General features: G+C 50.3%; 20 protein-coding genes. 16 read left to right on the top strand and 4 right to left on the bottom strand.

The features are described 5' to 3' along the window. Positions 1-63 precede the first annotated feature (63 nt). Entirely contained in the window at positions 64-660 is a 597-nt protein-coding gene (locus GJV52_RS08950) for an adenine phosphoribosyltransferase (protein WP_369832068.1), read from the bottom strand. Between the two features lie 101 nt (positions 661-761). Here GJV52_RS08950 and gmk point away from each other — a divergent pair, with 101 nt between their 5' ends. The 3 genes from gmk to GJV52_RS08935 all read left to right on the top strand — a co-directional run bounded on the left by gmk (position 762) and on the right by GJV52_RS08935 (position 3,998). Next, the gene (gmk, locus tag GJV52_RS08945; protein WP_095502194.1) at positions 762-1,379 is read left to right on the top strand and encodes a guanylate kinase; all 618 of its coding nucleotides are present in this window, start codon (positions 762-764) and stop codon (positions 1,377-1,379) included. A 53-nt stretch (positions 1,380-1,432) separates the two neighbouring features. Then, on the top strand, positions 1,433-1,639 hold the full coding sequence (gene rpoZ / locus GJV52_RS08940; protein ID WP_095502195.1) for a DNA-directed RNA polymerase subunit omega: 207 nt from the start codon (positions 1,433-1,435) through the stop codon (positions 1,637-1,639). Between the two features lie 202 nt (positions 1,640-1,841). After that, the gene (locus GJV52_RS08935) at positions 1,842-3,998 is read left to right on the top strand and encodes a RelA/SpoT family protein (protein WP_100563930.1); all 2,157 of its coding nucleotides are present in this window, start codon (positions 1,842-1,844) and stop codon (positions 3,996-3,998) included. 50 nt (positions 3,999-4,048) lie between these two features. On the opposite strand, the gene GJV52_RS08930 is transcribed toward GJV52_RS08935, so the two are convergent. Next, the gene (locus tag GJV52_RS08930) at positions 4,049-5,008 is read right to left on the bottom strand and encodes an IS30 family transposase (protein ID WP_154212888.1); all 960 of its coding nucleotides are present in this window, start codon (positions 5,006-5,008) and stop codon (positions 4,049-4,051) included. 427 nt (positions 5,009-5,435) lie between these two features. On the opposite strand from GJV52_RS08930, the gene rpsU reads away from it, so the two are divergent. The 4 genes from rpsU (at position 5,436) to rpoD (ending at position 10,226) form a co-directional block, all read left to right on the top strand. Beyond that, a complete protein-coding gene (gene rpsU, locus GJV52_RS08925; RefSeq protein ID WP_003680926.1) occupies positions 5,436-5,648 on the top strand; it encodes a 30S ribosomal protein S21 in 213 nt (70 codons plus the stop codon). A 126-nt stretch (positions 5,649-5,774) separates the two neighbouring features. Further along, positions 5,775-6,224 carry a GatB/YqeY domain-containing protein gene (locus tag GJV52_RS08920; protein WP_095503702.1) on the top strand — a complete coding sequence of 150 codons (450 nt, stop codon included), beginning with the start codon at positions 5,775-5,777 and terminating at the stop codon, positions 6,222-6,224. Between the two features lie 72 nt (positions 6,225-6,296). Continuing rightward, positions 6,297-8,084 (top strand): DNA primase, encoded by a 1,788-nt coding sequence (gene dnaG / locus GJV52_RS08915; protein WP_100564552.1) that lies wholly within the window; start codon positions 6,297-6,299, stop codon positions 8,082-8,084. A gap of 183 nt (positions 8,085-8,267) precedes the next feature. Further along, complete coding sequence (gene rpoD, locus GJV52_RS08910) at positions 8,268-10,226, top strand: RNA polymerase sigma factor RpoD (RefSeq protein ID WP_100564555.1); 1,959 nt, start codon at positions 8,268-8,270, stop codon at positions 10,224-10,226. 103 nt (positions 10,227-10,329) lie between these two features. On the opposite strand, the gene GJV52_RS08905 is transcribed toward rpoD, so the two are convergent. Beyond that, positions 10,330-10,902 (bottom strand): DUF4126 domain-containing protein, encoded by a 573-nt coding sequence (locus GJV52_RS08905; protein WP_095502921.1) that lies wholly within the window; start codon positions 10,900-10,902, stop codon positions 10,330-10,332. A gap of 201 nt (positions 10,903-11,103) precedes the next feature. Between GJV52_RS08905 and GJV52_RS08900 the strand changes: the two genes are divergently transcribed. The 4 genes from GJV52_RS08900 (at position 11,104) to GJV52_RS08885 (ending at position 13,011) form a co-directional block, all read left to right on the top strand. After that, the gene (locus GJV52_RS08900; RefSeq protein ID WP_100564550.1) at positions 11,104-11,745 is read left to right on the top strand and encodes an NAD(P)H-binding protein; all 642 of its coding nucleotides are present in this window, start codon (positions 11,104-11,106) and stop codon (positions 11,743-11,745) included. Positions 11,746-11,857: 112 nt separating this feature from the next. Continuing rightward, on the top strand, positions 11,858-12,214 hold the full coding sequence (locus tag GJV52_RS08895; RefSeq protein ID WP_095503833.1) for a helix-turn-helix domain-containing protein: 357 nt from the start codon (positions 11,858-11,860) through the stop codon (positions 12,212-12,214). Further along, entirely contained in the window at positions 12,118-12,744 is a 627-nt protein-coding gene (locus GJV52_RS08890) for an IS3 family transposase (protein ID WP_154212867.1), read from the top strand. Before GJV52_RS08895 ends, GJV52_RS08890 begins: the two co-directional genes overlap by 97 nt. A gap of 48 nt (positions 12,745-12,792) precedes the next feature. Beyond that, positions 12,793-13,011, top strand: a complete 219-nt coding sequence (locus GJV52_RS08885) for an IS3 family transposase (protein WP_100562883.1) — start codon at positions 12,793-12,795, stop codon at positions 13,009-13,011. A gap of 89 nt (positions 13,012-13,100) precedes the next feature. Here the strand turns inward: GJV52_RS08885 and GJV52_RS08880 are convergent, their stop codons facing one another. After that, positions 13,101-14,075 (bottom strand): PhoH family protein, encoded by a 975-nt coding sequence (locus tag GJV52_RS08880; RefSeq protein WP_095502453.1) that lies wholly within the window; start codon positions 14,073-14,075, stop codon positions 13,101-13,103. A gap of 335 nt (positions 14,076-14,410) precedes the next feature. Between GJV52_RS08880 and GJV52_RS08875 the strand changes: the two genes are divergently transcribed. From GJV52_RS08875 to GJV52_RS08855, 5 genes are all read left to right on the top strand, one after another. Continuing rightward, complete coding sequence (locus tag GJV52_RS08875) at positions 14,411-15,442, top strand: ChuX/HutX family heme-like substrate-binding protein (RefSeq protein WP_100562885.1); 1,032 nt, start codon at positions 14,411-14,413, stop codon at positions 15,440-15,442. Between the two features lie 168 nt (positions 15,443-15,610). Further along, positions 15,611-17,818, top strand: coding sequence for a TonB-dependent hemoglobin/transferrin/lactoferrin family receptor (locus GJV52_RS08870; RefSeq protein ID WP_095502455.1), 2,208 nt, complete (start codon positions 15,611-15,613; stop codon positions 17,816-17,818). Positions 17,819-17,880: 62 nt separating this feature from the next. Beyond that, a complete protein-coding gene (locus GJV52_RS08865; protein WP_095502456.1) occupies positions 17,881-18,672 on the top strand; it encodes a heme/hemin ABC transporter substrate-binding protein in 792 nt (263 codons plus the stop codon). 245 nt (positions 18,673-18,917) lie between these two features. Further along, positions 18,918-19,859: a FecCD family ABC transporter permease gene (locus GJV52_RS08860; protein WP_095502457.1), complete on the top strand. Its 942-nt coding sequence runs from the start codon at positions 18,918-18,920 to the stop codon at positions 19,857-19,859. Next, entirely contained in the window at positions 19,859-20,593 is a 735-nt protein-coding gene (locus tag GJV52_RS08855; protein WP_095502458.1) for an ABC transporter ATP-binding protein, read from the top strand. The genes GJV52_RS08860 and GJV52_RS08855 overlap by 1 nt, the downstream gene beginning before the upstream one ends. Positions 20,594-20,684: the final 91 nt, after the last annotated feature.

Genomic DNA, 20,684 nt, shown 5'->3' with positions numbered 1-20,684 from the left:
AATAGCAAGGCCGTCTGAACAGCCATACGCTTTTTCAGACGGCCTTTTGCTGGTTGATATCGATTACATGCAGCCTTCGTTTTGACACAATGTAAACAGCGGCACACCGGCATCGCGGATTTTCTTACCGCCGGTTAAATCGGTAAATTCCAAAATCGCCGCCGCTTCAATCACCTCGCCGCCAAGCTTGCGAATCAATTCCACACCCGCCAACATGGTGCCACCGGTTGCCACCAAATCATCCACCAGCAACACGCGTGCGCCGGATTTAATCGCATCAGTGTGAATTTCCACCGTGGCTTCGCCGTATTCCAAGGCATAGCTTTGCGATACGGTATCAAACGGTAATTTGCCTTTTTTGCGAATCGGCACAAAACCCACATTCAATTGATAGGCCAAAGCCGCACCGATGATGAAACCGCGTGCATCCAAGCCGGCCACTACGTCGATTTTATTCCCCATATAGCGGTAAACCAACAAATCCACCAGCAAACGGAAATACTCCGCACTTTGCAAAACCGGCGTAATATCATGAAATAAAATGCCTTTTTGTGGCCAGTTTTCAATTTTGCGGATTTTTTCCGCCAAGGCATCAACGCCCATCACGTCAGGATGAATCAACATGCTTAATCTTCCAAGATTGAATATTTTTAACATCATATTGTAACAAATTTATGCTGTCGATGTTGAGACCGTCTGAACAACCAAATCCGGCAGGCATTGTGTTATAATTTCTTGAAAATATCCCATGGCAAAACATCATGCAACACAATAAAAAAGGCAATATTTTCATCATCTCTGCCGCTTCAGGCACCGGCAAAACTACCTTGGTTTCACGCCTGTTGAAAAACAACAGCGATTTACGCGTATCGGTTTCCCACACCACCCGCCAGCCACGCGAAGGCGAGCAGCATGGCGTGCATTATCATTTTGTTCCCAAAGAAGAATTTGAATCTTTAATCGCACAAAAAGCCTTTTTGGAACACGCCAATGTGTTCGGCAATTACTACGGCACCAGCATCGCTGCGGTCAACCAATTGAGCGAGCAAGGCTTTGATGTGATTTTGGAAATCGATGTGCAAGGAGCCGAACAAGTGCGCCGTGCGCTGCCGGAATCTATCGGTATTTTTATCCTGCCACCGTCGTTTGACATCTTGGCAGGCCGTCTGAAAGGCCGCGCTACCGACAGCGAAGAAGTCATCGCCACCCGCTTGGCCGAAGCGCGCCATGAAATCGAACAAGCCTCTGATTTTGATTATATTGTCGTCAATGAAGACCTAGATGTTGCCGAAGCCGATTTACTGCATATTATTAAGTCAGGCCGTCTGAAAAAATCTGCCCAGCAAGGTTTTCTCACAAATCTGTTGGAAAATTCTTAAAAAACAGCGAAAATACGCTATCCGATTTATTTTTTTGAAAGAAAGCAAGCAATATGGCTCGTATCACCACCGAAGACTGCACCCCAAAAATCCCTAACCACTTCGATTTGACCTTAGTTGCCGCCCGCCGCGCGCGCCAATTGGAAAACGGCAACCAACCTTTGGTTGACGACATCCGCAACAACAAACCGACTGTGACCGCATTGCGCGAAGTAGCCGCCGGCCAAATCGGCGTTGAATTGCTGTCTCGCAATAAATAATACATGCGCTGCCGCTAAGGCTTATGCAACCATTCAACCGCGCCCTTATGCGCGGTTGTTTGCCCACTTAACTTTGACATAACAATATGGCAAGCCATGCGTTTGATTGCGCATCTGCCTGCCGATAATATTTACCGCTTCTTGAATCAACTGATAACGTCCCCACCATCTAGTTATCCAACCCGAGAGAGGCCGTCTGAACATGCCCGCACCCCTACCTACCGCTCCCTACGATGCGCTGACAGCCGAAGCCCGAGACTTACTCTTTAAAACGGCATCTTATCTCAGCAAAAAAGAACAGGCACAGCTCGAAAAAGCCGTAGCCTACGCTTTTCACGCCCACGACGGCCAAACCCGCAAAAGCGGCGAACCTTACATCACCCATCCGATTGCCGTGGCCACCCAATTGGCCGTTTGGCACATGGACGTGCAAGGCTTGTGTGCCGGTGTGATGCACGATGTTTTGGAAGATACCGGCGTATCCAAAGTCGAAATGGCAGCGGAATTCGGCGACACCATCGCCGAAATGGTAGATGGCTTATCCAAGCTGGAAAAACTCAAATTCGAAGACCATGAAGAACATCAGGCCGAGAGCTTCCGCAAGCTGATTCTCGCCATGACCAAAGACGTGCGCGTCATCATCATCAAGCTTTCCGACCGCCTGCACAATATGCGCACACTCGGCTCGATGCGCCCAGAAAAACGCCGCCGCATCGCCAGAGAAACGCTCGACATCTACGCCCAAATCGCCAACCGCATCGGCTTAAACAATGCCTATCAGGAATTGCAAGATTTATCGTTCCAAAACCTGCATCCAAAGCGCTATGAAACGCTGCAAAAAGCGATGGACAACAGCCGTAAAAACCGCCGTGATGTAGTCGGTAAAGTATTGCGCGCATTCGGCCACCGCTTGGTTGATGCCAACATTGAAGCCAAAATCAAAGGCCGCGAGAAAAACCTTTACAGCATTCACCAAAAAATGCTGCAAAAGAAACTTCGCTTTGCCGATGTGATGGACATTTACGCCTTCCGCGTCATCGTCAACAGCGTACCGGCTTGTTACGCTGCATTGGGTGCGTTGCACAATCTCTACAAACCCAAACCCGGCCGTTTCAAAGACTACATCGCCATCCCAAAAAGCAATGGCTATCAAAGCCTGCACACCACGCTGGTCGGCCCTTACGGCTTGCCGATTGAAGTGCAAATCCGCACCCACGAAATGGATGCCGTCGCCGAAGGCGGCGTGGCCGGCCACTGGATCTACAAATCGGGCGAAAACACCATCGACCAAGCCATGTTGCACACCAATCAATGGCTGAAAAGCATTCTCGATTTACAGGCCAGCAGCGCCAATGCGATTGAATTTTTGGAACACGTCAAAGTTGACCTATTCCCGAACGAAGTCTATATCCTGACCCCGAAAGGCAGAATCCTGACCCTGCCGAAAGGTTCAACCCCGATTGACTTCGCTTATGCCGTGCACACCGACATCGGTCACAAAACCGTGGCCGCGCGCATCAACAACACCATGATGCCTTTGCGCACCAAGCTGAAAACCGGTGATTCGGTCGAAATCATCACGTCCGAACATGCCAAACCGAATCCGGCATGGCTCAATTTCGCCATGTCCAGCCGCGCCCGCAGCGCCATCCGCCAATACATTAAAACCATGAATCGCCATGATGCGATTGTATTAGGTGAAAACCTGCTGCAAAAAGCCCTGTCGAGCCTGTTGCCGAAAGATGTATTGATTTCAGACGACCTCAAAGAAAAATATTTAAACGATTTGAGCGACAAAAAAACCTCGTTTGAAGAAGTGTTATACAACGTCGGCATGGGCAATACCCAGCCTGTTTCTGTGGCCATGCACATTGCCGAGCTCGCCGGCCAACACTTCGGCAGCGAAGTCAAACTCAGCCCGATCAAAGTCAATGGCCAAGAAACCGGTCGCGTGCATTTGGCTGAATGCTGCCATCCTGTCGCAGGCGATGCCGTCCGCGCCCTATTGGTGCAAGGCAAAGGCATGATTATCCACCGCGACACCTGTAGCGTGTTGCTCAAATCCGACCCCGAGCAGCAACTCGATGCCGATTGGGACAGTCTCAACAATCAAAGCTACCGTCTCAGCCTCAACATCCAATCGGAAGACACCCACGGCCTGTTAGCGCAAATGGCGCAAGCCATTTCCAGCTCTGGTGCCGACATCGAATCGGTCAACACCCCGTCGTCCAACCGAGCCGGCAGCGAAGGCTTTGTCGAATTTGGCTTCATCATCAAGGCCAAAGATTTGGCTCAGGTCAACCAAATCATCCACAAGCTACACGCCATTCCGCATGTGCGTAAAGTGATTCGTGGCTAAACGTTTGAAGGCATCTTTAGGCCCTTACATTCGCATTTCAAGTGCAACGCTCAAATGCCATTGGCAAGGGCTGCTGAAAACAGATCACCCGGTGTCTCATAGTCCAATGTCTTTCTCGGTCGGCGGTTAAGGGCCTCCTCAACCGCTTTAATCTTTTTAGCACCCAGTTTCCTAAAATCCGTCCCCTTTGGGAAGTATTGTCTGATCAGCCCGTTGGTATTCTCCACCAAGCCTTTTTCCCAAGAATGGTATGGACGGCAGAAGTAAGTTTCCGCACCCAGGGCTTTGGCAAAGGTTTTATGTCGGTAAAACTCTTTACCGTTATCCAAAGTAATCGTTTGAATGATATCTTTAAACGGCTTCAATGCCCGAATCACTACCCGGGCTACATCTTCTGCTTTGAAATTGCTGATTTTGCGGATAACGACAAATTTGGTTTTTCTTTCAATAGCAACCACCAGTCCGCTTTTTTGATCTTTACCGACAATGGTGTCCATCTCGAAATCGCCGACCCGCTCTTTTTGATCGACAATGGCAGGTCTGTGTTCAATGTCGGTTCTGTCCGGTACGCTGCCTTTTGTCCATGCACCGCTGCCGTATTTTCTGCGGTAGGGTTTGGAAACGATACGCAGATGGGTGTACAGGTCGTCGCCGTTTTGACGGTCTTTGGCGAGATAGCGGTAAAGGGTGCTGTGGTGCAGTTTGATGTGTTGATGTTTCAGCAGGTAGCCGCAGACTTGTTCGGGGCTGTATTTTTGGGTAATCAGTTTGTTAACAGTCTGTTTGACGGCAGTAGTCAGTTTGGTTGGCTTTTTGTTTTTCTTTTTAACTTCGCTTTGCTGTTGTGCTTTTCGGTAACAGTAGGTTCCGTTGACGGAATGCCGTCTGATTTCCCGGCAGACGGTGGTGGGATGACAACCGATGTTCTGTGCGATTTGGTTTAGGGGTAGGTTGCGGTAATGTCTGGAAATGTAGTATCTTTGGTGTGAGGTCAGTTGTGTGTAGGCCATATTGCAATCTTTCTTGTCAGGAAAGGCAGTATACTACCGCATACTGGCCTTTTCTGTTATTGGGAATTGCACTTGTTAGGCGAATGTAAGGCCGTCTGAAAATTTTCAGACGGCCTTTTTCAAATATATCCAATATTATCCATTCCAAAATGACACAATCCCCATTAAAACGCCTGCACCAAACTTGACACATAAAAGCAATTTATAAGATAATCGCAAAATTGTTTCCGGTCTTTTACCCAGAGAAAAGACCCCTATCCGGCACCAAGCCGACTTGTTAGGAGGTGATGTTCACATCACGGCGCGTATCCCGCCAGCTTGTTTTAAGCACCAGCGATACAAACAAAACCCTATTGATAAGGCCGTCTGAACCCAAATCAAATCTTTTCAGACTGCCATAAACTTAAAGAATTTTGAAGGAAATAAAATGCCTGCAATCCGTGTAAAAGAGAATGAACCATTTGAAGTTGCCATGCGTCGTTTCAAACGCGCCGTAGAAAAAACCGGTCTGTTGACTGAACTGCGTGCCCGTGAAGCTTACGAAAAACCAACTACCGAACGCAAACGCAAAAAAGCAGCTGCTGCCAAACGCTTGCAAAAACGCCTGCGCAGCCAACAACTGCCTCCTAAAATGTACTAATACGGGCGCAATCCTGTATTGAGCAAGACACACCGTAAGGCCGAATGCCCTACGGTGTTTTTGCCTTTATAAATTCATTATAATGCTGTCATTACCTAGGTCGTCTGCAACCCCACGGAGTCCATCATGAGCCTGAAAACCCAGCTTACCGAAGACATGAAAACCGCGATGAAAGCCAAAGACCAATTGTCTTTAAGCACCATCCGCCTGATTAATGCCGCTGTCAAACAATACGAAGTCGATGAACGCGTCGAAGCCGATGATGAAAAAGTCATCGCCATTCTGACCAAAATGGTCAAACAGCGTAAAGACAGCGCCAAAATCTACGCCGAAGCCGACCGCTACGATTTGGCACAAAAAGAAATCGACGAAATCGAAGTACTCAACCGCTATCTGCCGCAAATGATGAGCGAAGAAGAAATCAAAACTGCCGTCGATACCGTCATTACCATGACCGGCGCCACCGGCATGGCTGATATGGGCAAAGTGATGAGCGTATTGAAAACCCAGCTTGCCGGTAAAGCCGATATGGGCGAAGTCAATAAAATCCTAAAAGCCGCCCTAACCGCTGAATAAAGACCAAAGGCCGTCTGAATTTTTTCAGACGGCCTATCTCCCTGTTATTAAACGCATGAATCGCCCTAATCCATGATTCCTTCCGATTTCATAGACGAACTTCTCGCCAAAGTCGATATCGTAGATATTATCGACGAACAGGTACCGCTGAAAAAAGGCGGCGCCAACTATATGGCGTGTTGTCCGTTTCACAAAGAAAAATCGCCGTCGTTTTCGGTGAGCCCGAGCAAGCAGTTTTACCACTGTTTCGGTTGCGGGGCGCACGGTTCGGCCATCGGTTTTATCATGGAATATCAGGGTTTGTCGTTTACCGAAGCAGTGCAGTATCTGGCCGACCGTGTGGGCATGACCGTGCCGAAAGTGCGCGGGCAAAACGACAATCCCGAAGTGCGTGCCGAGCGCAAGAAAAAGCAGCAAACCCTAGAAGAAACCACCGCTTCCGCCGCTTCGTTTTATGCGCAACAGCTTAAATTTCAAAAACCGGCGCAGGATTATTTGGCCGGACGCGGCTTGAGTGCAGAAATCATCGCCCACTACGGCTTAGGCTACGCGCCCGACGGTTGGCAGCCATTGGCGCAAGTGTTCCAGCCCTACCCCAATACCGCTTTGGTCGACAGCGGCATGGTCATCGACAACGAAGGCAAGCATTACGACCGTTTCCGCCACCGCATTATGTTTCCGATTCGCGACCAACGCGGTCAGGTTATCGGCTTCGGTGGGCGCGTGTTGGACGATTCCAAACCGAAATACCTCAACTCGCCCGATACGCCTTTGTTTGACAAAGGCCGCAACCTTTATGGTTTATACGAAGGCCGTGCGGCGATTAAAGAAGCCGGTCGAATCTTAGTCGTCGAAGGCTATATGGACGTGGTCGCTTTGGCGCAATTCGGCATCGGCTACGGCGTAGCATCGCTCGGCACCTCCACCACGGCCGACCATGTGAAAATCTTGATGCGGCAGGCCGACAGCATTTATTTCTGCTTCGACGGCGATGCCGCCGGTAAAAAAGCCGCGTGGCGCGCGCTGGAAAATGCCCTGCCACAATTAAAAGACGATAAATCGCTGCATTTTCTGTTTCTGCCCGAAGAACACGACCCCGACAGCTACATCCGCGCGTTTGGCAAAACCCAATTTGAAGATGCCCTGCTCAATCAAAGCAAGCCTTTGTCGGAATATTTTTGGCAACACCTTTCAGACGGCCTCAACCTGAATACGCAGGAAGGCAAGGCAGAATTGGTGAAAACCGCCTCGCCGCTGTTGGCGCAAATCACCGCGCCTGCGCTGAACTTTTTATTGAAACAAACACTCAGTGAATTGGTCGGCATCGATTCGGCCAATCTGGCGCAACTGCTCGGCCAAGAAGCCCCCAAGCGCCATGTGAAGCAAAAAAGCTACAAGCTGCCGCAGGAAACCTTCAAGCAGCCGGCGATGCTCACTTTGGTGCAGCGACAAATCCGCAGCCTCTTGATAAATCCGAATTGGGCTGCATATATAGACTTGCCCGAATACCTCGCGCTGGAAGGGGATTTTGCCTGCTTAGCCAACCTGGCCGAGACCATCAAAAGCTTTGCCCAGCCGCCCAGCAGCGCACAGATTTTAGAGCATATGCGCGGCTCCCCCTATGAAGCTGCGTTAAACCAAATCTTCCAATCAACCCGTCATGCCGATGACGAAGTGGCGGAAGACAACGAAGAAGCCTACCAAGCCGAATGCGAGAATTTCAAAATCGGCATGAAAAAGCTGTTAAATGAGTTAAAATACAGCCAAATTGAATCACTCAAACAAAAAAACCTGCAAAATGGTTTGAATGATTATGAAAAGAAACTTTTGGTATCGTTATTGATGTCAAAAGCAAATTAACTCTGAATTCCTTCTTAGGCCGTCTGAAAACATTGTCCCATGCTGCGAACCAATTAAGCGCAGAACGCCCGTTTTCTTAAAGTTTCAGACGGCCTCAGCGCGAATATCCCGATGATATGCGCTGCTTCGCCCTCAGGTGCCGGCCTTGCGGCAAACCGTTGGCATTTTTCACTAAACAACGAGATATCTATGTCTAAAAATCACGAAGAATACCAAGATCAAGATGATAACCGTCCGTTAACCGTAGAAGAGCAACGTACTCGTCTGCGACAGCTCATCATCATGGGTAAAGAGCGCGGCTACATTACCTATGCGGAAATCAACGATGCCCTGCCGGACGATATGTCTGATGCCGACCAAATCGACAACATCGTCAACATGATTACCGGCTTGGGCATCCAAGTTACCGAACAAGCACCTGATGCCGAAGACATTCTGCTCAGCGACAATGCCGCTACCATTACCGATGATGATGCCGTTGAAGAAGCCGAAGCGGCACTCTCCAGCGCAGATTCCGAGTTCGGTCGCACCACCGACCCTGTGCGTATGTACATGCGTGAAATGGGGCAGGTTGACCTGCTGACACGCGAAGACGAAATCATCATCGCCAAAAAAATCGAAAATGCGTTTAAAAACATGGTTCAAGCCATTTCTGCCTGCCCGGGTTCGGTCGCAGAAATCTTGGCCTTGATTGACCAAATCCGCAACGAAGAAATCCGCGTCGATGAAGTAGTTGAAGCCATTATCGACCCGAATGAAGTCTTGCTGAACGAATTGGGCTTGGGTCATTTGGAAAGCAATGCTTCTGACGACACCACAAACAACGATGATGATGAAGACAGCGATGACGATGAAGAAGACGACAGCGACGATGATAGCGCAGCCGATGCCGAAAGCATGACCGCTGCCAATTTGGAAGAGCTGAAACAAAAAGTCTTGGAGCATTTCGCCCAAATCGAAGCCGATTACGCCGAAATGACCGCGCAATTGGCCAAGCATCACAGCCAGCATCCGGCTTATTTAACCCATCGCGATGCCATCGCCAACAAATTGTTGGAAGTGCGCTTCTCGACCCGTCAAATCGAAAACCTGAGCAACAACCTGCGTGGCCGTGTTGACCAAATCCGTAAGCTCGAGCGCGAAATCCGCGACATCTGCTTAGACCGCGTACACATGGATCGCGAATACTTCATCAACAACTTCCTGCCGAATATCACCGACTTGAATTGGGTAGAAGAAGAAGTCGCCAAAGGCCGCGTATGGAGCGATGCACTCGACCGCTTCCGCCATGCCATCATCGAGAAACAAACTGCGCTTTCCGATATGCAGAAAGAAACGCAAATCTCGATTGAAGAATTGAAAGAAATCAATAAAAACATGGTTGCCAGCGAGCGCGAAACCGCTGCAGCCAAGCAGGAAATAATTCAGGCCAACTTGCGTTTGGTGATTTCGATTGCCAAGAAATACACCAACCGTGGCTTGCAATTCCTTGATTTGATTCAAGAAGGCAACATCGGCCTGATGAAAGCCGTGGATAAATTCGAATACCGTCGCGGCTACAAATTCTCGACCTACGCCACTTGGTGGATTCGTCAGGCGATTACCCGCTCGATTGCCGACCAAGCGCGCACCATCCGCATTCCGGTGCACATGATTGAAACCATCAACAAGATGAACCGCATTTCGCGCCAATATCTGCAAGAAACCGGTGAAGAACCGGATTCAGCCAAATTGGCCGAGCTGATGGAAATGCCGGAAGACAAAATCCGCAAAATTATGAAAATCGCCAAAGAGCCGATTTCGATGGAAACCCCAATCGGCGACGATGATGATTCACACTTGGGCGATTTCATCGAAGATGCCAACAACGTGGCACCAGCCGATGCGGCCATGTATTCCAGCCTGCACGAAGTGACCAAAGAAGTGCTGGAAAGCCTGACCCCACGTGAAGCCAAAGTGTTGCGTATGCGCTTCGGTATCGACATGAACACCGACCACACGCTGGAAGAAGTAGGCAAACAATTTGACGTCACGCGCGAGCGTATCCGCCAAATCGAAGCCAAAGCCCTGCGCAAACTGCGTCACCCAACCCGCAGCGACCGCTTGAAGAGCTTCTTAGACAGCGAAGACAACAAGCAATAATGCTTGAATTGAAAAGCCGCAGATGAGCATCATCTGCGGCTTTTTTAGCATAGATAAAAGGCCGTCTGAAAGATTAACTTTCAGACGGCCTGTTCAATATTTATCAAACTGTTTGCGCCCGCTGCCGATACTGACGGTATTTGCGCCACAACCAAAAACCAATCAGCAACAACACCGCCACCGCCAAAAACGGCACAAACAAACTCAATACCGCCATCACCGTTGCGATGCCAGTTTCCGCTACCGATACCACGGGATTCGCCAAGCCGGCCGTAGTGGCCGTACTCGCCGCACGCGTAGTCGCGTTCACGCCCTTAATTGCCGCAGCCGCACCGCCGCCCGCGATAATGGCCAACGTCCAAGTCACCGCAGGGCTTAAATCTGCCGTGGTCGAAGCCATCACCGCCGTACCTGCCAAACCGGCCAGCGGCACAGCCAAGGTATCCAACAAATTATCGATAAACGGAATCAGATAAGCGCCGATTTCGACCACCGTCGCCACGCCTAAAATAATCAGTGCAGGTGTGGAAGCCAGCCATTCAAAGCTTTCATTAATTGGCCACAGCCCGAAATAAGCCGACAAACTCAGGGCAAACAGCGGCAAAAATACGCGAAAGCCGGAACTAGCCGCCAAGCCTATGCCCAGTGCGATACTTAAAATCGTGGTAAAAGTCATGATGTGTTTTCAAAATTAAATAATGCCTACTATACGCGCAAACAGGCCGTCTGAACAATGAAGATGCGTTTTCAGACGGCCTAAATGCGTTTTGATCGATTTTTATGCGACAATAAGCCAAACCAAGCTGTTCAGACGGCCCCACCTTTAATTTGCCTGCATTTTGATTTAGCCAAGCCGTGAAAAATACAAAGGAACAACATGAAAGCCTTGATTATTGGCGCAACCGGTGCCACCGGTAAACCACTGACCCAACAATTGCTGCAACATCCGGATATCGACAACGTCACCGTATTCGTGCGCAAACCGCTGGATTTTACCCACCCTAAACTCACGGTCGAAGTCATCGACTTTGACAAACCCCACACTTGGCAGGATAAAGTCAGCGGCGACGTATTGTTCAGCTGCCTCGGCACCACCATCAAACAAGCCGGCAGCCAAGAGAAGCAATACCAGATCGATTTCACCTACCAATACCAATTCGCCCAAGCCGCCCGACAAAACGGTGTGGCGCATTATGTGCTGGTTTCCGCAGGCATGGCCAATCCCCAATCCAAATCGTTTTACATGCGTATAAAAGGCGAATTGGAGCACGCCATTACCGATTTAAATTTTGAACACACCAGCATCCTGCGCCCGCCATTGTTAAAACGCCCCAACAGCGACCGCAGCAGCGAAGTTTGGGCAGAAAAAGCTTTAGAATTTTTAAATGGCTTTGGTTTGCTGTTGGCGCAAAGACCTTTACCGACCGAACAACTCGCCACCGCCATGATTAAAAGCTTCATACTCAAACGCACCGGTATTTTGGAAAAAGAAGATATTTGGGCATTGCTTGAAGCGTAAATTCAATTGATTGATTAAATTAGCATTCAATAAAAAGGCCGTCTGAAAACAAGTGAACTGCACCCCAAAAGTTGGACACTTTCCCCCAACTTTAAAAAGGTGCAGTTTTCTTATGTCCAAATATACACTAGACTTCAAATACCGAGCCGTACTCCATTACCATCAAGTGCACAGCCAACAGCGCACCGCAGACCATTTCAACGTCTCACGCACACATCTGCGCCGTTGGATTGCCGCCTACCGCCAAGGCGGTATAACCGCACTTCAACACCCACAGGCTACGCTTATGAAGACTATGCAGACCAAACGCAAGAATCCCTTTATCGTCGACAAACCCGACCATGAAAAAACTCAGGCAGAGCTGATTGAAGAATTACGCTACATGAGGGCGGAGAACGACTACCTAAAGCACATGAAAGCCCTCAACGAAAAGAACGCCGCCAACGCTGCGAAACCGTTCAAACGCTGAGGGCGAAGCACCCGCTGAAATACCTGTTGCACAGTGCCGGCATACCCAAAAGCAGTTTCTACTACCACATCGGCAGACCTGATCCCGATATAGAAGCCAAAGCAGCGGTGAGTGAAGTCTATCACCAACACAAAGGCCGCTACGGCCAACGGCGGATTGGTGCCGTATTGTCGTGGAATAAAAAGAAAGTGCAACGTATTATGAGACTATTGGGGCTAAAAGCCAAAGTGCGCAACAAAAAAGCCTATCGTCCACAGGTCATAGGCGAGACCTCGAAAAACATCCTTAAGCGTGCATTCACTGCCGATAAAGCAGGAGCTAAATGGTTGACCGATGTGACCGAGTTTAAATGCACCGACGGCAAACTGTACTTATCGCCGATATTGGATGTATTTAACCGTGAGATAGTGGCTTATGAGCTCAGTAGAAAGCCGGACAGCAAGATGGTCATGCAGATGCTGGATAAGGCATTCGGCCGTCTGAAAGGGCAGACCCCGCTGCTGCATTCCGACCAAGGTGTGCTTTACTGAACTCAGGCTTATCGGGAAAAGCTGGCCGAGAAGGGCATTGTGCAAAGCATGTCGCGCAAAGGGAATGGCTGGGATAACGCACCGATGGAGAGTTTCTTCGGGACATTAAAAGTGGAAAGCTTCTATCAGGAAGGTGTGTTATCGGTGACAGAATTGACCAAAGTGATAGATGATTACATACGTTACTACAATTATGAACGTATTAGTTTGAATTTAAAAAAGCTGAGTCCTGTGGCTTACAGAACTCAGCTTGAACAGGCTGTTTGAGAAAGATTATTAACTTGTCCAAGAATTGGGGGACAGTTCATTGTTTCAGACGGCCTGTTGTTTCACCTATTTTAAATACACAGCCTCACTTATTCAGCACGTTTGCCCTCTTCAGCCTCTTCCGCTTCTTCATAAGCTTCAACAATTTTCTGCACCAAAGGATGGCGCACCACGTCTTCGCTGGTGAATGTATGAAAATACAAACCTTCCACGTTGGCGAGTTTTTCGCGTGCGTCTTTCAAGCCGGATTTGATATTGCGCGGCAAGTCAATTTGGCTGATGTCACCGGTAATCACAGCTTTGGCGCCGAAGCCGATACGCGTCAGGAACATTTTCATCTGCTCGGGCGTGGTGTTTTGCGCTTCGTCTAAAATCACATATGCGCCATTGAGCGTGCGGCCGCGCATATAGGCCAGCGGCGCAATTTCAATCAAGCCTTTTTCCATCAACTTGGTGACTTTGTCAAAGCCCATCAAATCATACAGCGCGTCATACAAAGGGCGCAGGTAAGGATCGACTTTTTGCGCCAAATCACCCGGTAGGAAGCCAAGTTTCTCGCCCGCCTCCACCGCCGGACGTACCAACACAATGCGCTCGATTTGGTGTTTTTCCATCGCGTCCACCGCTGCGGCCACAGCCAAATAGGTTTTACCGGTACCGGCCGGGCCTAAGCCGAAAACAACATCGTGATTGAGCAAGGCGCGGATATAGCCGTTTTGACGTGGCGTACGCCCGCCGATGCTGCCGCGTTTGGTACGGAAATAGTATTGATGATCGCGGTGTTTTTCTTCATGTTTTTCATCGGCGGTTTTGGCTTCCACTGCAGCCAACTGAATCACATGATCGTCTAAATCGCCTTTTTCGGCGGTTTCGGCCAAAGCCAACAACGCGCGACGGCCTGCGTGGGCGAGTTCACCCATAAAAGTGAAATGTTCAAAACGGCGACTGATTTCAATATCCAAAGCCTTGGCCAAGGTCTCCAAATTGCCGTCGAGCGCGCCGCACAGGCGTTGCAGCACGGTATTGTCGATGCCTTCAAATTGCAGATGAACGGTATGGCTCATGTTTTTTCTTTTTCCAATCAAATAATTTCTGTTTCATTGTTATAAGGCTTAGTGGGCAAAAATTCAATGCACGGTGGTGAGTTTTTCATCATAAATTTGGCAATACTGATAAAAATAAAATACAATTCATTATCATTTATATTTTGAATCGCCGACAGGCCGTCTGAAAATTAACACAGAGACCTTTGCAAAACCCTAGATTTGAGTACAGTTCAAAGTTGTAGCAGCGTAGAAAGCGAAGACATATCACGAAGATAGGCAAGCTTTCGAGCAGCGCACAACGAAGAAATGTGCCAAAGATAGGGATTTTGCAAAGGTCTCACAAGGAGTTCATCATGAGTAACCTCTGGCAACAATATCAAGCCAACAAAGCCGCCCGCGAGGGCATGTATTTTCCGCGCGAAGGTGCGGCGGATTTGGGTGTTAGCGAAGGCGCATTAATGGCCGATGCGCCTCAAAGCGTGTATTTGGGCAGCAACATTCGCGACGTGGTGCTCAAGCTTCATTCTTTGGGAGAAGTGCAATGCGTGGTGCGTAATGATGTCTGCGTGCATGAGAAACAAGGCGTGTATGAAAATGTTAGCTTAGCACCGACTTCGGGCATCGCGCTCAATATCGGTGGCATCGATTTACGGATTTTTCCGGCGCGTTGGCATCATGTTTTGGCGGTGACCAACCACAACGGCGATAAGGTTTCGCGCTCGATTCAGTTTTACGATGAATTCGGCACCGCGTTACAAAAAGTGTTTATGCGCGATGATAGCCGCATTGCTGCATGGGATGCCTTGATTGCCGAGTTCCAAACCGAGGGCAAACCGCAATTTGCCACTGCCGATCTGCCGCCGGTGGAGATTCCTGCCCCCTTGCCGGAAAACCGCATTGCCGCGTTTCAAGAGCGTTGGTTGGAAATCAAAGATGTGCATCATTTCAGCGGCCTTTTGGAAACCTTCGCGCTTGACCGCCAAGCGTCCTACCCTTACGCGCCGCAAGGCATGACGAAAAAGCTCACCCATGAAGCATGGCAATCGGTTTTAGAACAAGCACGCGATGCCGGTATCGAAATCATGATTCTCGCCGGCAACCGCGGCTTGGTGCAGATTCAAACCGGCAAAGTGCATCACATTGTGCGCGCGCGCGGGTATTTGAATGTGCTCGATGGCAAAGAAGAAGGCTTCAGTATGCACCTGAAAGACGATGAAATCGTCGAAACATGGGTCGTGTGCCGTCCGGTACGCGAAGGCTTTGTGACCTGCATTGAAGGTTTTGATTCCCGCCGCCGCACCGTGATCCAGATTTTCGGCCGCCGCCAAGAAGGCGAAACCGAGCTAGACAAATGGACAGAAATCACCAACAGCTTACCGACTTAAAATCCAGTTTAATATCAATAACTTTTTATTCAATTGACTAAAACAACCCAAAGGCCGTCTGAACATTCAGACGGCCTTTATTCACATAAAATTGATAATAACTTGCATTTTTTTAAATTTTTGTAAATAATAATTACTTCTATTCAATAAACACACACATTAATTATCATGAGACCTCGTATCTTAACTCTCAGTATCGCCGCCCTCTTTACCACTCCGCTTTATGCTGCCGAAATGGCACAACAAGAGCTGGAAACCGTGACCGTCACCGCCGACCGCACCGCACAGAAGCTTGATAAAGCCGCGCCGAATGTGGCCGTGATTACCCGCCAAACGCTCAATCAAGCGAATGCATCTAACCTTGACGACATCACGCTGTATGAAGCCGGTGTCAGCGTGCCGTCGGACAACAACCGCCGCGGCCATGCCGGTGTGAATATTCGCGGCATCGACGGCAACCGCATTCTGATGATGGTCGACGGCATCCGTATTCCCGAATCTTATGCCGGCGGCGGCACCAACGGCGCGATTTCCGGCCGCGATATGGTCGAACCTGACACTTTGAAGCAAGTCGATATTGTCAAAGGCCCTTATTCCGCGCTATATGGTAGCGATGCCTTGGGCGGCGTGGTGAATATGGCTACTTACTCGCCATCTGATTTTGTCGATGCTGACAAACGCAGCCATTTCGGCCTGAAATACGGCTACAAAAGCCGCGACCGCAGCCACGGTGTCACCGCCAGCATGGCCGGTTATCATGAAAATGCCGAAGGTTTGCTGATGCTGACCCGTCGTCAAGGCCATGAAACTGAAAACATGGGCAGCAATAAAAGCTATTCAACTTCCCGCACCGCCACCAATCCACAAAAAAACAACAGCTACAATATCTTAGCCAAAGGCAACATCGGTAACGAAACCCACCGCATAGAAGCTTTGTTTGAACAATTCTACCGCGCCAACGACACCAATCTGGCCAACAGTTTGGGTAGCAGCACCGTTACACGCAACAATATGGCCATCACCACCGACAACAGCCTGGCCACCGCACGCGACCGCGTGCGCCGTCAGCGCATGGAATTGGGCTACCGTTTCCGTGGCGAGAATGCATTGAAAGAAGCTTCAGTCAATGTGTATCAACAAAAACTGACTTCCGAAGACGATGCCGTCAATGCCAGCGTGACCAGCATCAACGGCCGCACCACCGCGGATTCAACCCGTTATTCTGATTACGGCTTTGATCAAACCATCCGCGGCATCAACAGCAAGGGCGTATGGGAAGCGCAAACCGGCGCAGTGAAACACACCATTGTCGCCGGTGCAGAATTCAAACACACCGAAACCGCCCGTCCGCGCGACAGCCTGACGGTAGATAACTTAACCGGTGCCACCAGCAAGGTGTACGCCGGCAGCACTTATCCCAATAAAACCTTTCCCGACAGCACACGCAAAACCTTCAGCCTGTATGCCCAAGACAGCTTAACCTTTGACAACGGCGTCGTGCTGACCCCTGCCATCCGTTATGAAAAAGACAAACTCAACACCCGCATCGACCAAGCCTATCTCAACGCCAATCCCGATGGCCAAGCCACCAGCTTCAGCGACCACACTTTCGCTCCCAGCCTGCGCTTGAGCGTGCCGATGGGCGAACGGTTCACCGGCTTTGCTAGCTATTCGCGCGGTTTCCGCACACCGCCTTTTGACAGCGCCACCATGTCTTTCTCTAACACCACCTACGGCTATGCTGTATTACCCAACAACAACCTGAAATCCGAATATTCCAATAGTTTTGAAGCAGGCTTGAAATACCGAGACGAACGCACCCGCGCGCAAATCACTGCGTTTTACAACCGCTATAAGAACTTTATCGACCGCACTGAAATCGGCACGGCAACGGTCAACGGCCGCAGCATTATCCAGTATCAATACCAAAATCTGGACAACGTCAAAACCTACGGTGCCGAACTGGCCGCCAGCCACAAGTTCACCGACAACTGGCGCGTCAACGGCAGCTTGGCTTGGATGAAAGGCGAACAGAAAGACGGCACGCCGCTCAACACTGCCTACCCACTCAACGGCGTATTGGGCGTGGATTATGTGCAAGAAAAATGGGGCGCCAACGCCAAACTGCGCTGGTCGAAAAAACACAGCCGCGTCAGCAGCGACAGCATTTTCCAAGCACCGGGCTACGGCGTGTGGGACATCGGCGCATGGTATAAACCAAGCAAAAACATCGAATTGGGCGCAACGGTGTACAACGTCGGCAATAAAAAATATTGGCAGCACGCCGATGTGGCCGGCATGAGTACCGCCAACGTGCTCGACCTCTACACCGAAAGCGGCCGCAATGTGGCGGCTACCTTGCAGATGAAATTTTAATATTCAGACGGCCTTTAAGATGGAAACAGGCCGTCTGAAACAATAATCAGAAAGACCCCGATATGAATTTCAAAACCTTAAGCTTATGCGCATTATTGTTTACCGCCGCCACTGCCCACGCCCAACGTATTGTGGTGCTCACACCCGATGTCGGCGACATCGTCGTGGCGCTCGGTTCGATTAACGAAGTAGTCGGCCGCGACCAAACCGTGCAAAACCCTGTCTTAAAAAGCAAACCCAGCATCGGCATCCACCGCAACCTGAGCGCCGAACCGATTATCGCCGTGAAACCCGACATCGCACTTGGCACATGGATGGCGCAGCCTGCCGGTATTTTCGCCCAATTGAAAAAGGCCGGCGTGAATGCCGTCAACGTTGCGCCGACTGACGACATCAACACCTACCCGCAAAGCATCCGCACAGTAGGCAAACTCATCGGCAAAACCACCCAAGCTGAGCAGCTCGCGACTAAATGGCAGGCGCAGATGAAGCAGCAGCCGGCCAACGGCAAACGCTATCTCTTCAGCTACGACGGCCGCATCATCGCCGGTAAAAACACCGCTGCCGACGAACTCATCAAACGCGCCGGCGGCATCAACGCCGCAGCGGCCATTGATGGCATGAAACCAATGACGCGCGAAGCATGGCTGGCGGCCAAGCCTGATGTCATCATCATCGCCGACCACCACGCACAAACGCTGGGCGGCCTCAAAGGCTTTGCCGTGAAACCCGAAGTCGCCGCCTCGCCCGCCGCTAAAAACGGCAAAATCTATTTCTGGAAAGCCAACGACATGTTCCGTTACGGCTTGGATACACCGCAAGTGGTACAGCGTTTGAATGCATTGGGTAAATAAGCTCAAGGCCATCTGAAAACGGTTTGCTTTCAGACGGCCTGCAACCTTTAGGTAAACAGTAAAACAAAAACCATCAACCCAACCACAGCAATCCTCACCCCCACAGCAACCCGTACCCTCTCCCGCCCTGCGGGGGAGGGGATGGGAGGGGGCAAAATCGTTCCTGCCCGAAACCTTCGCCTAAAATTTAAAAGATTAATGTCCCCAACAATAAACCCAAAGGCCGTCTGAAACACTTTACCGACATGAAACCACACACCCTTATCCTGAATATCCTTCTCACCCTCGCCGCCATTTATATATGCAGCGGCATAGGCTTCGGCGAATGGCAATCACCGCTGCAAATGGACGAAACCGTTCAACAAATCCGTCTGCCGCGCATCTACACCGCTTTGCTGGTCGGCGCAGGTTTGGCAGCTTCCGGCGCGGCTTTGCAGGCTTTGTTTGAAAACCCCTTGGCCGACCCCAGCCTGATTGGTACATCAGGCGGCGCGGCCTTGGGGGTGATTATTGTGTTGGCATTCGGTGGCGGTGTGATTGGCGTGCCGATGGCGGCATTTCTCGGTGCGTTGGGCGTTTGTTTGCTGATTTTGGCGGCGCATCGCTTATTCGGCGGCGGCACGCTGGGCTTGCTGGTGATGGGTTTTGTGTTGAGCGCATTTTCCGCTGCGATTGTGAGCCTGCTTCTGTTTCTTTCAGACGACATGGTGTTACGCAGCGCAACCACTTGGCTGTCGGGCAACTTGGCCGAATCGGGCTTCACTTCGCCCCTATTCGCCTTAATCACAATGGCGGCAGGCTTTATGATTTTACTGTTTTGCGGCAAGCGTTTGGATGTGTTGATGACAGGGGAAGACACGGCGGTCAGTATGGGCGTGTCGGTAGGCGCGGTGCGGCTGCAAACTGTTATCGGCGCGGCTTTGATGACCGGTGCGGCGGTATCATTAGCAGGCATCATCGGCTTTTTGGGCATGATGATTCCGAATGTGCTGGCGCAAACGGTTGGTGGCAGCCGCAGCAAACTGATTGCCCTATCGGCTTGGTTTGGTGCGGTTTTCCTGTTGGTTATTGATGGCGCGGCGCGTTGGCTGACTTATCCGGTGGATGTGCCGGTGGGCATCATCATTGCGTTGCTGGGCGGGCCGTTTTTCCTGTATTTGTTTATCAAACCGTTGCGGAGCCGCTGATGAATGCTTCCTTTGAAATTCAGTCGCTGCAAGTCGCCATTCGCGGTAAAACCCTGCTTGAAGTGGACGCGCTTTCGTTCCCATGCAATCAAAACACCGCTATCATCGGCCCCAACGGCGCGGGCAAATCCACCCTGCTCAAAGCCTTAATCGGCCAAGCCGGCAGCGGCACAGTGAACCTTTTCGGCCAACCTGCCACACCACAAATCAAACAAGGCCGAGTGGCATGGGTCGGGCAACACGGCCAATACGCCATGCCGATGACCGTGCGCGAATACATTGCGTTATCTGCGTTTGCATACACAGGCCATCTGAAACAGACAGCCGCACAAACCGATGAATTATTGGCATATTTCGATTTAATCGATTTAGCCGACAAGCGCATCAGCCGCTTATCCGGCGGCGAACAGCAACGCGCCAACATCATCCGCGCGCTGTTGCAAAACGCACCCGTGTTGCTTTTGGACGAACCCTGCAATCATCTCGATATTCGTCACCAGCATAAATTGATGCAATATTTGCGCGAGCAACAAAACACGTTCAGCAGCATTATGGTGCTGCACGACTTGAATCTGGCTGCTCATTACGCACAACATATTGTTTTAATGAATCAAGGCAAAATCATCGCCACCGGCACACCACAAGACGTGATGCGCGAAGATTTGCTGCAACAGGTTTATCATTGGCCGATACGTTGCATCCGTGATGGGACAGGTTTGTATTTCCGCGCATAACATAGCCATTTAAAACCATAGCCATACAATATTGCCTGCGCTCTTATGTATTACTTGTACAAGGTGGTCGCTGTCGCCTTGCCTGATTTCT

Origin of the sequence: Neisseria brasiliensis (genome assembly GCF_009671065.1) — a bacterium.
GTDB lineage: Bacteria > Pseudomonadota > Gammaproteobacteria > Burkholderiales > Neisseriaceae > Neisseria > Neisseria brasiliensis.
This window is presented reverse-complemented; position numbering and strand designations above follow the sequence as displayed.

Excerpts from the sequence above, each read along its gene's own strand:
- GJV52_RS08950 (WP_369832068.1), bottom strand. The coding sequence starts at position 660 with ATGATGTTAAAAATATTCAATCTTGGAAGATTAAGCATGTTGATTCAT.
- gmk (WP_095502194.1), top strand. The coding sequence starts at position 762 with ATGCAACACAATAAAAAAGGCAATATTTTCATCATCTCTGCCGCTTCA.
- rpoZ (WP_095502195.1), top strand. The coding sequence starts at position 1,433 with ATGGCTCGTATCACCACCGAAGACTGCACCCCAAAAATCCCTAACCAC.
- GJV52_RS08935 (WP_100563930.1), top strand. The coding sequence starts at position 1,842 with ATGCCCGCACCCCTACCTACCGCTCCCTACGATGCGCTGACAGCCGAA.
- GJV52_RS08930 (WP_154212888.1), bottom strand. The coding sequence starts at position 5,008 with ATGGCCTACACACAACTGACCTCACACCAAAGATACTACATTTCCAGA.
- rpsU (WP_003680926.1), top strand. The coding sequence starts at position 5,436 with ATGCCTGCAATCCGTGTAAAAGAGAATGAACCATTTGAAGTTGCCATG.
- GJV52_RS08920 (WP_095503702.1), top strand. The coding sequence starts at position 5,775 with ATGAGCCTGAAAACCCAGCTTACCGAAGACATGAAAACCGCGATGAAA.
- dnaG (WP_100564552.1), top strand. The coding sequence starts at position 6,297 with ATGATTCCTTCCGATTTCATAGACGAACTTCTCGCCAAAGTCGATATC.
- GJV52_RS08905 (WP_095502921.1), bottom strand. The coding sequence starts at position 10,902 with ATGACTTTTACCACGATTTTAAGTATCGCACTGGGCATAGGCTTGGCG.
- GJV52_RS08900 (WP_100564550.1), top strand. The coding sequence starts at position 11,104 with ATGAAAGCCTTGATTATTGGCGCAACCGGTGCCACCGGTAAACCACTG.
- GJV52_RS08895 (WP_095503833.1), top strand. The coding sequence starts at position 11,858 with ATGTCCAAATATACACTAGACTTCAAATACCGAGCCGTACTCCATTAC.
- GJV52_RS08885 (WP_100562883.1), top strand. The coding sequence starts at position 12,793 with ATGTCGCGCAAAGGGAATGGCTGGGATAACGCACCGATGGAGAGTTTC.
- GJV52_RS08880 (WP_095502453.1), bottom strand. The coding sequence starts at position 14,075 with ATGAGCCATACCGTTCATCTGCAATTTGAAGGCATCGACAATACCGTG.
- GJV52_RS08875 (WP_100562885.1), top strand. The coding sequence starts at position 14,411 with ATGAGTAACCTCTGGCAACAATATCAAGCCAACAAAGCCGCCCGCGAG.
- GJV52_RS08870 (WP_095502455.1), top strand. The coding sequence starts at position 15,611 with ATGAGACCTCGTATCTTAACTCTCAGTATCGCCGCCCTCTTTACCACT.
- GJV52_RS08865 (WP_095502456.1), top strand. The coding sequence starts at position 17,881 with ATGAATTTCAAAACCTTAAGCTTATGCGCATTATTGTTTACCGCCGCC.
- GJV52_RS08860 (WP_095502457.1), top strand. The coding sequence starts at position 18,918 with ATGAAACCACACACCCTTATCCTGAATATCCTTCTCACCCTCGCCGCC.
- GJV52_RS08855 (WP_095502458.1), top strand. The coding sequence starts at position 19,859 with ATGAATGCTTCCTTTGAAATTCAGTCGCTGCAAGTCGCCATTCGCGGT.